Origin of the sequence: Polaribacter pectinis, from assembly GCF_014352875.1 — a bacterium.
GTDB lineage: Bacteria > Bacteroidota > Bacteroidia > Flavobacteriales > Flavobacteriaceae > Polaribacter > Polaribacter pectinis.
This window is the reverse complement of sequence record NZ_CP060695.1, coordinates 2,516,496-2,529,000: the sequence shown is the minus strand read 5'-3', so window position 1 is coordinate 2,529,000 and position 12,505 is coordinate 2,516,496. Positions and strand designations below refer to the sequence as shown.

The following is a 12,505-nucleotide window of genomic DNA, read 5'->3' as shown; positions in this document are numbered from 1 at the left end:
GTCTCTTTAGAATCTGAATGTAAAAATTAGAAACCTGAATTGTAAAATTCAGGTTTTTTTACCGACAAACTCTAACAAAATATTAAGAGAATAGTTCTTATATTTACAAATCAAACATTAAAAGAATCACGAAAATGGATTACGGAAAAGAGTTCGAAAAATACGCAACAAAACATCACGGAATTAGTAGTACTAATTATACAAAAATAACAAGTAGTTTAACGCCATATATTATGGAAGAACGTCAAATGAACATCACACAAATGGATGTTTTTTCACGTTTAATGATGGATAGAATTATTTTTTTAGGAACAGGAATTAACGACCAAGTTGCTAATATTATTCAAGCACAATTATTGTTTTTAGAAAGTGTAGATGCTAATAAAGACATTTCAATATATATCAATTCTCCAGGAGGAGGCGTTTATGCAGGTTTAGGTATTTATGATACTATGCAGTTTATAAAACCAGATGTTGCAACAATTTGTACAGGAATGGCAGCTTCTATGGGAGCAGTTTTAATGTGTGCAGGAGAAAAAGGAAAACGTTCTGCGTTACCACATTCAAGAATTATGATTCACCAACCATTAGGAGGTGCTCAAGGACAAGCTTCTGATATTGAAATTACTGCAAGAGAAATCTTAAAGTTGAAAGATGAATTGTATGCAATTATAGCAAATCATTCAGGGCAATCAATCGAAAAAGTTCACAACGATTCAGATAGAGATTATTGGATGAAAGCAGATGAAGCTAAAACATACGGAATGATTGATGAAATTTTAGCAAGAAAAAAATAGTTATTAGTTTTTGGTTTTTGGTTGATGGTTTATATCCAGCAACCAAAAACTATCAACCAAAAACCAATTAAATGTCAAAAGAAGAAAATTTAGAATGTTCGTTTTGCGGACGAAAAAAAGCAGAAACCGACTTGCTAATTGCAGGAATGGATGCTCATATTTGCGATAAATGTATAGAACAAGCGCATGGAATTGTAGAAGAAGAGGTTTCTGAAGCAAAAACAAGTAGCTTGTCGAAAGATTTAACGCTAAAAAAACCTTTACAAATCAAGGAATTTTTAGACCAATATATCATTGGGCAAGATGAAACAAAACGTTCTATGGCAGTGGCTGTATATAATCATTATAAAAGATTATTGCAGACAAAAGATGATGAAGATGAAGTAGAAATCGAAAAATCGAACATTGTTTTAGTGGGAGAAACAGGTACAGGAAAAACATTGGTTGCAAAAACAATTGCAAAAATGTTAAATGTTCCTTTTTCAATTGTAGATGCGACTGTTTTAACGCAAGCAGGTTATGTTGGGGAAGATGTAGAAAGCATTTTAAGTCGTCTTTTACAAGCTGCAGATTACGATGTAGAAAAAGCACAAAGAGGAATTGTTTTTATAGATGAAATTGATAAAATCGCCAGAAAAGGAGACAATCCGTCAATTACAAGAGACGTTTCTGGAGAAGGTGTACAGCAAGCTTTACTTAAATTATTAGAAGGAACTGTTGTAAATGTGGCACCAAAAGGCGGAAGAAAACATCCTGAACAAAAATTTGTAGAAGTAGACACCAAAGAGATTTTATTTATTGCAGGAGGTGCATTTTCAGGAATCGAAAGAATTATTAGCAAGCGTTTAAATATGCAGGCTGTAGGTTTTAGCGCATCTTTAGATGACGATAAAGTTGATGAGGAAAACTTATTACAATACATCATTCCATCAGACTTAAAAGCGTTTGGTTTAATTCCAGAAATTATTGGACGTTTACCAGTTTTAAGTTATATGAATCCTTTAGATGCGACTACGTTAAGAGCGATTTTAACAGAGCCTAAAAACTCGATAATTAAACAATATTCGAAGCTGTTTACAATGGACGATGTTGCTTTTACTATTGAAGAAGATGCTTTAAATTACATCGTAGAAAAAGCCGTAGAATATAAATTGGGTGCAAGAGGTTTACGTTCTTTATGTGAAGCGATTTTTACAGATGCAATGTTCGAGTTACCAAGTTCAGATGAGAAGGAATTCAACGTAACCAAAGAATACGCAGAAGCAAAATTGACGAATACAACATTAAAAAAGTTAAGAGCCGCTTCTTAATTTTCTTTGGGCGTTTTAACAGGCTTTCGCACTCGCTTTTTTTGTGAAAAACAAAAAAGAGCTCAAACAATTGCTCAATCCTTAACGCGTATTGCAAACTAAAAAAGGAAGTTCGTAAAAACAACTTTTAGAATTAATACAAACCTCAAAGGTTTTTAAAACCTTTGAGGTTTTTCATTTTATAAATTTCAAAAAATGAAACTTCTAATTCTTATATTTGTCATCACTTTTCCAAACAAACAATAAATGATTTCAAGAAGTACCATAGACCGTGTTTTCGAATCTGCGAGAGTAGAAGAGGTTATTGGCGAATTTGTACAATTGAAAAAAGCAGGAAGTAACTTTAAAGGTTTAAGTCCGTTTGTAGACGAGAAATCACCTTCATTTATGGTTTCACCTGTAAAACAAATCTGGAAAGATTTCTCTACAGGAAAAGGAGGAAACGCAGTTTCATTTTTAATGGAACATGAACATTATACGTATCCAGAAGCGTTACGTTGGTTGGCCAAAAAGTATAATATAGAAATCGAAGAAACCGAGCAAACATCTGAAGAAAAAGCGCAGATGAATGAGCGAGAAAGTATGTTTTTGGTCTCTAAATTCGCCAAAGATTATTTTCATGAAACCATGCTAAATTCCAACAAAGGAAAAGCAATCGGACTTTCATATTTTAAAGAACGAGGTTTTACAAACGAAACCATAGAAAAGTTTGAATTAGGCTATTGTTTAGACGAATGGGATGGTTTTACAAACGCAGCTTTGGCAAAAGGTTACGATTTAAAATATTTAGCTTCCACAGGTTTAACCATTGTAAAAGAAAACAAACAATTCGACCGTTTTAAAGGACGTGTAATGTTTCCTATACATTCCATGTCTGGGCGTATTTTAGGTTTTGGAGGACGAATTTTAACTGCAGATAAAAAAGCAGCAAAATATCTAAATTCACCAGAAAGCGATATTTACCACAAGAGTAAAATTTTATACGGATTATTTCAAGCCAAAAAAGAAATCGCAAAACAAGACAATTGTTATTTGGTAGAAGGGTATACAGATGTAATTTCTTTCAATCAATCTGGCGTAGAAAATGTGGTTGCTTCTTCAGGAACAGCTTTAACATCCGACCAAATTCGTTTGGTAAACAGATTAACAAAAAATATTACAGTTCTTTTCGATGGAGATGCTGCAGGAGTTAGAGCTTCCATTCGTGGAATCGATTTAATTCTAGAACAAGGAATGAATGTAAAAGTCGTTCAGTTTCCAGATGGCGAAGATCCAGATAGTTTTGCTAAAAAACATTCAACAGCCGAATTAAAAGCATATTTAGAGGAATCTGCACAAGATTTTATCAATTTTAAGGTGTCACTTTTATTACAAGACTCTAATAATGATCCTATTAAAAAAGCGAGTGTAATAAGAGATATTGTAAGTAGCATTTCTAAAATTCCAGATGGCATTCAGCGAGAAGTTTATGTGCAAGAATGTGCTCGAATTATGGATATTTCTGAACGTGTTTTATTTAGTGAGTTAGCACAATTATTAAAAAAGGATATTCAAGATAAAAGTAAAGCTGCTAAAAAACAGAGTTATTCTCAACCTCAAGACCCAAATGAACCACCACCAGAATATTTTTTAGAGCAAGAACAGGCTCAAATGGGAATTGTAAAAGGAAAATCTTCTTCAGAAAAAATAGATCAATTGTCTATTTTAGAGAAAGAAATTATTCGAATTTTACTGTTATATGGTAATGAAGAAGCAGAATTTATCGAAGAAGTAGAAACAGAAGATGAAGAAGGAAAAGTTACAATAACAAATAGAAAATATAATAACAATGTTTCAGCAGAAATTTATGTGCATTTGCAAGATGATGAAACAGAATTTACAAATGTTATTTTTCAAGAGATTTATACTGAAATAATTCATCAACTAAATCAATTAGAAAAAGTTGAAACAGATTCTTTAGTAAATCATAAAAATTCTGAAATATCAAATACAGTTACTTCTATTTTAATGGATGAAGAAAAATACCAATTAAGTAATTGGGAAAGTAAACATATTGAAGTAAAAAAGGAAATTGAAGTACTTCCAAAATTAGTAATAGATGCCGTTTTTAATTTGAGAAGAATTTTAATAGGGAAGAAAATTGAGGAGTTGGTAAAGCAAGCTGGTGAAGAGATGACAATAGATTTGGAAACTATAAAAGGTTATACTGGCTTAAAAATCAGACTCTTTGAAAAGCTAAATAGAGTTGTTTAATATTATTAAATTGTAAAATTAGGTGTTTTCCCCTATAGCAAAAATTAAGTAATAAATAGTTTTTTTGTATATTGCTCCCGCTAATGAGAAAAACGATCAACTATGAAAAGACTTTTACAACTATTAAAAATTGTTCAGTTATTTATTCTATTACCATTTGAAATCTCTAAAGGTTCCAAGAAAAGAGCTTACATGAGAATCAAAAAAATGATGGTTGCAGCAAATTTATTGTAACATTCATCTAAAAACCTAATTAAAATGCCTTCAATTAGATTGAAGGCATTTTTGTTTCAAAAACAAATATTATTTTAAATTATCAGGAATTTCACAAATAGGAATTGGAACCATTTTATGTTGATTAATTCTATTTAATCTTTCATAGATTTTGTAAACCTCTTTTTCTCTTCCACTAAAATCATTTTCAGTTTTACCTGCATCTTGCATTTTCATTGCCCATTCTAATTCGTCATAAGAAGCACCTATTTGATCTTCATCTGTTCTGCTATCTCCAAACAAACCATCTGTAGGTTGCGCTTTTTGTATGGAATTAGGTACATCTAAAAATGCTGCTAAATCATACACTTCAGATTTCATTAAATCTGCAATCGGACTTAAATCTACACCTCCATCTCCATATTTAGTATAAAAACCAACACCAAAATCTTCTACTTTATTTCCAGTTCCTGCAACCAAATAACTATGTAAACCTGCAAAATAATACAAGGTTGTCATTCTTAACCTTGCTCTTGTATTTGCTAAAGACAAATCTACTTTTGGAGAAGATTCTGCAGCTGGAACTACATTTTTAAAATCTTCGAAAGTAGAAGTTAAATCTACTCTAACTTCAGAAACATTAGAAAACTTTTGTTTCAATTGTTTAATATGTTCTTCTGCCCTAGTAACTTGACTTTGAGCCTGATGAATGGGCATTTCCACACAAAGTGTTGGAAAACCCGTTTTAGCGCATAAAGTAGATGTTAATGCAGAGTCTATTCCACCAGAAACACCAACTACAAATCCTTTTACTTTTGCATTTTCAGCATATTCTTTTAACCAACTTATAATGTATTCTGCAACTTTTTCGGTCTTCATTGATAAACTATTTTAGTATTTTTATCGTTTGTAATTCTAACAGCAAGATACAAAGTTTATGAGGTTTTTTATAACAGTTTTTATCGTTTTATTAATGTTTTTATCATGTAATTCAGATAAAAATAAGAAAATTGATGTTTCTGATATTGATGTAAACTTTTCCGTAGAAAGATTTGATGTAGATTTTTATACTTCAACAAAAGAAACATTGCCAAGGTTAAAAGAGAAATACCCGTTCTTTTTCCCTAATGAAATTACAGATAGTATTTCTTTATCAAAAATTGCTAATGCAGATGAGCAAGAATTATTTTCTGAAACTCAAAAAATATATAAAGACTTTTCTTCAAGGAAAAACGAGCTAACATCATTATTTAAACATGTAAAATATTACAACCCAAAATTTAAAGCACCAAATGTAATAACAATGCTAACTAACATAGATTATGATAGTAGGGTTATTTATGCAGATAGTTTACTAATAATATCTTTAGATGTTTATTTAGGTAAGAACCACCAATTTTATGCAGATTATCCTAATTATATTAAAGAAAACAATACTAAAGGACATTTAATTGTAGATGTTGCTAACACACTTATTGAGAAACAAATATCAACATCTATTAATAGAGATTTTTTAGGTAAAATTATTCATGAAGGAAAAAAAATGTATTTACTAGATATGTATTTACCAGAAGTTTCTAATAAAGAAAAAATTGGTTTTGAGCAAGATAAACTGAATTGGGCAATTGCTAATGAAGAACAAATTTGGATGTATTTTATTGAAAAAGAATTATTATACAGTACGGATACCAAGTTAAATAAAAGGTTTATTGATAAAGCTCCTTTTTCTAAATTTTATATGGAACAAGATAATTTATCTCCTGGTAGAATAGGTGTTTGGTTAGGTTGGCAAATTGTACGTTCTTATATGAACCATAATGATGTATCTTTGCAAGAATTATTAAAAATAAATGCAACAGATTTATTTAATAAATCTAAATACAAACCAAAAAAATAATAATGTCAGTAAAACATACTTCAGAAATAAAATTTAAGATTGGCTTAGATGAAAACAAAGTTCCAGAAGAAATCTCTTGGATTGCAAAAGATGGAGGAATAAATAATGAAGCATCTAAAGCAATAATGGTTTCAGTTTGGGATCATAAACAAAAAGATACTTTACGCATGGACTTATGGACTAAAGATATGCCTGTAGACGAAATGAAGCAATTCTATCATCAAACACTAGTATCTATGGCAGATAGTTTTGAACGTGCAACAGATGACGCTAAAATGAGTGCGACAATGCGTGATTTTTGCGACTACTTTGCTGAAAAGCTAGAATTAAAAAAGTAATTTTTTTACACTAAATAAATTTATGCAAAAGTGTGTTTACTTTATAAAGTAAACACACTTTTTTTGTTTTGGAAGTGGTTGTAAATAAAAAAGGCTAACCTTAAGGTTAGCCTTTTTTATTACTATTTAATTAATTCTTTTAAGTTAATCTAAAGAGCCAGAAGGTTTAATTTCTACCCTTCTATTTAACTGTCTACCACCAGCATTGTCGTTTGAGAATTTTGGTCTAGATTCACCAAAACCTTTAGCGTCTAATCTCTCATTGGCAATACCTTGTTGAATCATATATTTTCTAACAGATGCAGCTCTCTTTTGAGATAAGTATAAGTTATATCTATCGCTATTTCTATCATCTGTATGTCCTTCAATAACAAACTTAACATCTGGTACTTGCTTCATTAATGTTATAATTTTATCAATTGTTGCAAAAGAAATACTTTTAATTCTGTCGCTATTTGTATCAAAATAGATACTTGCAGCTAACAAGCCAATTTGTTGGTTAATGTTACTTGGTTGTACAGCTTCTTGTTTAGGACAACCTCTATTTTCTACAGTTCCTGGTGTGTTAGGACATAAGTCTTCTCCATCCATAATTCCATCTCCATCAGAATCTACATTTAATGGACATCCTTCATTAGAAACAGGTCCGTATTTAAGAGGACATTTATCTTTATAGTCTGGTAAACCATCTTTGTCAGAATCTACAGCTTTACCATTACCATATACCATTACACCTGCAGGTGTATTAGGTTCAATATCTAATTGATCCATTACACCATCTTTATCTGTGTCAATAATTTTAAAAGCATTTCCACCACCTTTATTTTCATCTCCCCAAATAGTAAATATTTTTTTCTTACCAAGTTTAACAGTTGCACCTATACTAGTTACAAAAAATGTTTCCCAATCTTGTTTTCTAGAAATAGCAGCATCTAAATGATCTTCATAGTTAAAATACATTCCTGTTCTAAACTCAACATCGACACGTTTATTAACTCTTCTTTTTATACCTAATTGAGCAGATAAATAAATAGAACTTGCCTCATTTTGACTGTTCCTAGCAGGGTTTTTACCAAAATCTGCATCAGGTATTTTTATATTATCTCCATTTTTGTATTCATATAAAGCTGAATTGTATTGGTGATAACCAACACCAAAATAACCAGCAGCATGCCATTTACTTGCTGTTGTTTGGTATAAGTTTGTAAAACTGAAAATCAAGTTTAATTCAGCACCATAAGCTCTACCTTTAAAATTTGTATTATTTAAATCGGTTACGCTTTCAGCATATTGTATATTGTAGTAAAGACTAGAATTGTTAAAGTACTGTGCACCACCAGATATTTGACTATATGTAGCTTTTAATTCTAAACCTAATAAAGGGTTAAACATTTTGTCTACATATAAGAAACCACCAAAGTTTAGGTAATTGGTGTCATCTCCTGTTCCTATAGAACGCAAATCACCATGCATAATAAAATTGCTAAACCCACCACCTACAGCCCAGCTGTTAGAATTTTCTAAATCGATTCTGTTTCCGTAAGTAATTTCGTCTGTAGTAAATTGACCAAATGATTTGGTTGCTATTAAGCAACTAAATAAAATAAATATAAAAATTCTCCTCATTATATTCTAGTATATTTGTTTAACAATTTGGGGGAATCATATAAGTTGCAAAAGTATAATTTTTTTTTTAAAAACTCCTGATTTTCTTAATTATGTAATTATAATTATTACTATCGTTTACAAAATCTAATTCAGACACATCTATTATTAATGAATTTAGATTTTGTTCAGTGTTTATAAAGCTTTTATACCCATTATGTATTTTTTCTAAATACTCTGGTTGTATGTTTTGCTCGTATTTTCTTCCCCTTTTTTTAATATTTTCTAATAATCTCTCTGTATTTTGGTACAAATATACATACAAATCTGGCTTTGTAATTTCTTTGTACATTAAATCGAACATTTTTCTGTACAATAAGTATTCTTCTTTTTGAAGTGTTACTTGTGCAAAAATTAATGATTTAAAGATATAATAATCAGAAATTATAAAGTTTTTAAATAAGTCGAATTGAGCCAAATCATCGCTTAACTGTTGATATCTATCGGCAAGAAAACTCATCTCTAAAGGGAACGCATAACGCTCTTTATCTTCGTAAAACTTTGGTAAAAATGGATTTTCTGCAAAACGTTCTAAAACTAATTTTGCATTAAAATCTTCTGCCATCATTTTTGCTAATGATGTTTTTCCTGCACCAATATTTCCTTCAATAGCTATATAATTATATTTTTCTGATAACGGAATTGGACGATTTAATTTTTTTTCAATTTTTTCTATTTCCGAAGCATCATCTATATTTTGTAAACAAACAGTAATTGGTTTTTTTTCTATCGGATGATTTATGTTCGGAGCAATTTCAGCCAAGGGAACCATCACAAATTTACGACTCAACATTTTTGAATGAGGAACAATTAGATCTTTTGATAAAATAATTTCATCATCAAACAATAAAATATCAATATCTATATTTCTATTTTGATATACTCCAGAATTGTTTCTTTGTCTTCCTAAATCTTTTTCAATTTGTAAAAGTGAAATAATTAAGGTCTCTGGATTTTGATTTGTAAAAACTTGAATACAGATATTATAAAAATCATCACCATCAAAACCCCAGGCAGGTGTGCTATAAATAGAGGATATTTTTTGAACAGCACCAATTTCATTTGCAATTAAATTTATTGCATTTTGAAGGTTTTCAAACTTATTCCCTTGGTTTGTTCCTAAAGATAAATATGTATTATGTTTTATATTCATAAAGTGATACAAAGAAAATAAAAGCATTTTATAAAAACCCTATAAACGAAAAAAATCGCTAAAATTAATTAGCGATTTTTAATATCAATTTAAGAAAGAAATTAATCTTCTTTTCTTGGAGCTCTTGGCTTTCTATCATCACGTCTGTTATCACGTCCGCGATTATCTCTACCTCCAGAACGTTTATCGTCTCTTGGTGGTCTTGCTACATAACCTTCAGGTTTTGGTAACAATGCTTTTCTAGAAACTTTTTCTTTACGAGTTCTTGGGTCTAAACCAAAGTACTTCACATCAAAAACATCACCCATGTTTACAACATCAGTTACATTTTCTGTACGTTCCCAAGCTAATTCAGAAACATGTAATAAAACTTCGTTTCCTGGAGCTTCCACATATTCTACAACAGCACCAAAATCTAACATTTTAATAACTTTTACTTCGTATGCGCTACCAACTTCTGGTTTAAATAACATAGATTCGATACGAGCAATTACTTGTTCGATTCCTGCTGGGTCTGTTCCTAAAATTTCGATAATTCCTTCTTCAGTTACAGCATCTTCAGTAATTACAATTGTAGTTCCTGTTTCTTTCTGTAATTCTTGAATATGTTTACCTCCTGGTCCAATAAATGCACCAATCATATCATTAGGAATTCTTCTGTTGATCATTTTAGGAGCATGAGCTTTTACTTCTTCGTTTGCAGTTGGAATTGTATCCGTCAATTTCTCTAAAATGTGTAAACGACCACTTCTTGCTTGTTTTAATGCATTCACTAAAATCTCGTAAGAAAGTCCTTTTACTTTAATATCCATTTGACATGCGGTAATTCCTTCAGAAGTACCTGTTACTTTAAAATCCATATCACCTAAATGATCTTCATCACCTAAAATATCAGATAAAACTGCGTAACGATCTCCGTCAGAAATTAATCCCATTGCAATACCAGAAACTGGTCTTGTCATTTGAACTCCTGCATCCATTAATGCCATTGTACCAGCACAAACTGTTGCCATAGAAGAAGAACCATTAGATTCTAAAACTTCGGAAACAACTCTTACTGTATATGGGCAATCATCAGGAATCATTCCTTTTAAACCACGCTGAGCCAAGTTACCATGACCAACTTCTCTTCTTGAAGTTCCTCTTAATGGTCTTGCTTCACCTGTACAAAAAGGAGGGAAGTTATAATGTAAATAGAAATTCTCCTCACCTTCGTAAGATGGCATGTCTATTTTATTTGCATCTCTAGAAGTTCCTAAAGTTACAGTTGCTAATGCTTGTGTTTCTCCACGAGTAAAGATTGATGAACCATGTACAGATGGTAAGTAATCTACCTCACACCAAATTGGTCTAATCTCGTCAGTCTTACGACCATCTAAACGTAAACCTTCTGCTAAAGTTAATTCTCTAACAGCATTTTTTTGAGATTTGTTGAAGTATTTTCCAACTAATTCTGCATAATCCTCCAATTCTTCTTCTGTAAATGAAGCTTTTAATTCTTCTTTTACTTCGTCGAAAGCTGCAGAACGTTCTGCTTTAGAAGTTCCTTTTTTAGCGATTGCATAACATTTGTCGTAACAAAAGTCGTTTATTTTTGCTGCTAATTCTTCATCTTCTCTTTCACCTTCGTATTCTCTTGTTTCTTTCTTTCCGAAAGCTTCAGCTAAACGAACTTGCGCAGCACATTGTACTTTTATAGCTTCATGTGCAAACTTAATTGCGTCTGCCATTTCTTCTTCAGAAATTTCATCCATTTCACCTTCTACCATCATTACAGAATCAGCACTTGCTCCAATCATCATATCAATGTCAGATTCTGCTAATTGAGCTCTTGTTGGGTTGATTACGAATTCTCCATTTACTCTAGCAACACGTGCTTCAGAAATTGGACATTCGAAAGGGAAATCTGATAATTGAATAGCTGCTGAAGCTGCTAAACCTGCTAATGCATCTGGCATAACATCTTCATCATGAGACATTAATTGTATCATTACCTGTACTTCAGAATGATAATCTTTTGGAAATAACGGACGTAAAACACGGTCTACTAAACGCATTGTTAATACTTCACCATCACTTGGTCTTGCTTCTCTTTTAAAGAATCCTCCAGGATATCTTCCTGCAGCAGCAAATTTTTCTCTATAATCTACAGTTAATGGTAAAAAGTCTACTGTACCAGCTTTATAGCTAGATACAACTGTACATAATAACATTGCTTTTCCCATTTGAACAACAACAGAACCGTGCGCTTGTTTCGCTAATTTACCGGTTTCTAATGAGATGGTTCTTCCATCTCCAAGGTCTATAACCTCTCTAAATACTTTTGGAATCATAAAATTTAATTCTAATTTTTAATTACTGTTTGTTGTTGTGTTGTTGTCTGTTGTTACAATGGAAATACAGAATTATTGTTGGTAACTCCGATCTTTTATATTGCTTGCTGATGTTGTTAAAATCAGACTTTAAATTTTTAAAGTTTGTTACTCTTTAAAAATTAGTTTTTTAAAATAAAAAAAAGAGGCACGTTTATAGAGCCTCTTTTATGTAAGAATTATTTTCTAATTCCTAATTCTTTAATTATTGCACGATATCTAGTAATATCAGATTTCTTAAGATAATCTAATAAACTTCTTCTTTTACCTACCATCATTACTAATGAACGTTCAGTGTTAAAATCTTTACGATTTCTCTTTAAGTGTTCAGTTAAGTGGTTGATTCTGTGTGTGAATAATGCAATTTGCCCTTCTGAAGTACCAGTATCGTTTTTTCCTTTACCGTGTTTTTCGAAGATGCTTTCTTTTACTTCTTTAGTTAAGTACATGCCAATATTATTTAAATGATTTTTATGTATATCAATGATGTTTTCATTGAAGCTGCAA

11 protein-coding genes are annotated in these 12,505 nt (G+C 31.1%); 6 read left to right on the top strand and 5 right to left on the bottom strand.

The features are described 5' to 3' along the window. Nucleotides 1-134 precede the first annotated feature (134 nt). The 4 genes from clpP to H9W90_RS15500 all read left to right on the top strand — a co-directional run bounded on the left by clpP (nt 135) and on the right by H9W90_RS15500 (nt 4,594). Entirely contained in the window at nt 135-797 is a 663-nt protein-coding gene (gene clpP / locus H9W90_RS11240; protein WP_187481691.1) for an ATP-dependent Clp endopeptidase proteolytic subunit ClpP, read from the top strand. A gap of 71 nt (nt 798-868) precedes the next feature. Next, entirely contained in the window at nt 869-2,107 is a 1,239-nt protein-coding gene (gene clpX, locus H9W90_RS11235; protein WP_187481690.1) for an ATP-dependent Clp protease ATP-binding subunit ClpX, read from the top strand. Between the two features lie 246 nt (nt 2,108-2,353). Continuing rightward, nucleotides 2,354-4,360, top strand: a complete 2,007-nt coding sequence (dnaG, locus tag H9W90_RS11230) for a DNA primase (protein ID WP_187481689.1) — start codon at nt 2,354-2,356, stop codon at nt 4,358-4,360. A gap of 102 nt (nt 4,361-4,462) precedes the next feature. After that, complete coding sequence (locus tag H9W90_RS15500; protein ID WP_302849807.1) at nt 4,463-4,594, top strand: hypothetical protein; 132 nt, start codon at nt 4,463-4,465, stop codon at nt 4,592-4,594. A gap of 69 nt (nt 4,595-4,663) precedes the next feature. On the opposite strand, the gene nadE is transcribed toward H9W90_RS15500, so the two are convergent. Continuing rightward, nucleotides 4,664-5,452, bottom strand: coding sequence for an NAD(+) synthase (gene nadE / locus H9W90_RS11225; protein WP_187481688.1), 789 nt, complete (start codon nt 5,450-5,452; stop codon nt 4,664-4,666). Nucleotides 5,453-5,510: 58 nt separating this feature from the next. On the opposite strand from nadE, the gene gldB reads away from it, so the two are divergent. Both gldB and gldC read left to right on the top strand, forming a co-directional pair. Next, nucleotides 5,511-6,470 carry a gliding motility lipoprotein GldB gene (gene gldB / locus H9W90_RS11220; protein WP_187481687.1) on the top strand — a complete coding sequence of 320 codons (960 nt, stop codon included), beginning with the start codon at nt 5,511-5,513 and terminating at the stop codon, nt 6,468-6,470. 2 nt (nt 6,471-6,472) lie between these two features. Beyond that, nucleotides 6,473-6,808 (top strand): gliding motility protein GldC, encoded by a 336-nt coding sequence (gldC, locus tag H9W90_RS11215; protein WP_187481686.1) that lies wholly within the window; start codon nt 6,473-6,475, stop codon nt 6,806-6,808. 144 nt (nt 6,809-6,952) lie between these two features. Here the strand turns inward: gldC and H9W90_RS11210 are convergent, their stop codons facing one another. The 4 genes from H9W90_RS11210 to rpsO all read right to left on the bottom strand — a co-directional run bounded on the left by H9W90_RS11210 (nt 6,953) and on the right by rpsO (nt 12,447). Continuing rightward, entirely contained in the window at nt 6,953-8,434 is a 1,482-nt protein-coding gene (locus H9W90_RS11210) for an OmpA family protein (protein ID WP_187481685.1), read from the bottom strand. Between the two features lie 67 nt (nt 8,435-8,501). Then, nucleotides 8,502-9,626: a 2-amino-4-hydroxy-6-hydroxymethyldihydropteridine diphosphokinase gene (folK, locus tag H9W90_RS11205; protein WP_187483975.1), complete on the bottom strand. Its 1,125-nt coding sequence runs from the start codon at nt 9,624-9,626 to the stop codon at nt 8,502-8,504. A gap of 101 nt (nt 9,627-9,727) precedes the next feature. Next, nucleotides 9,728-11,959, bottom strand: coding sequence for a polyribonucleotide nucleotidyltransferase (locus H9W90_RS11200; RefSeq protein ID WP_187481684.1), 2,232 nt, complete (start codon nt 11,957-11,959; stop codon nt 9,728-9,730). A 218-nt stretch (nt 11,960-12,177) separates the two neighbouring features. After that, nucleotides 12,178-12,447 carry a 30S ribosomal protein S15 gene (rpsO, locus tag H9W90_RS11195; protein ID WP_187481683.1) on the bottom strand — a complete coding sequence of 90 codons (270 nt, stop codon included), beginning with the start codon at nt 12,445-12,447 and terminating at the stop codon, nt 12,178-12,180. Between the last annotated feature and the right edge of the window lie 58 nt (nt 12,448-12,505).

Bases quoted from the DNA above. Each gene is read 5' to 3' on its own strand.
- clpP (WP_187481691.1), top strand. From the start codon at position 135: ATGGATTACGGAAAAGAGTTCGAAAAATACGCAACAAAACATCACGGA.
- clpX (WP_187481690.1), top strand. From the start codon at position 869: ATGTCAAAAGAAGAAAATTTAGAATGTTCGTTTTGCGGACGAAAAAAA.
- dnaG (WP_187481689.1), top strand. From the start codon at position 2,354: ATGATTTCAAGAAGTACCATAGACCGTGTTTTCGAATCTGCGAGAGTA.
- H9W90_RS15500 (WP_302849807.1), top strand. From the start codon at position 4,463: ATGAAAAGACTTTTACAACTATTAAAAATTGTTCAGTTATTTATTCTA.
- nadE (WP_187481688.1), bottom strand. From the start codon at position 5,452: ATGAAGACCGAAAAAGTTGCAGAATACATTATAAGTTGGTTAAAAGAA.
- gldB (WP_187481687.1), top strand. From the start codon at position 5,511: ATGAGGTTTTTTATAACAGTTTTTATCGTTTTATTAATGTTTTTATCA.
- gldC (WP_187481686.1), top strand. From the start codon at position 6,473: ATGTCAGTAAAACATACTTCAGAAATAAAATTTAAGATTGGCTTAGAT.
- H9W90_RS11210 (WP_187481685.1), bottom strand. From the start codon at position 8,434: ATGAGGAGAATTTTTATATTTATTTTATTTAGTTGCTTAATAGCAACC.
- folK (WP_187483975.1), bottom strand. From the start codon at position 9,626: ATGAATATAAAACATAATACATATTTATCTTTAGGAACAAACCAAGGG.
- H9W90_RS11200 (WP_187481684.1), bottom strand. From the start codon at position 11,959: ATGATTCCAAAAGTATTTAGAGAGGTTATAGACCTTGGAGATGGAAGA.
- rpsO (WP_187481683.1), bottom strand. From the start codon at position 12,447: ATGTACTTAACTAAAGAAGTAAAAGAAAGCATCTTCGAAAAACACGGT.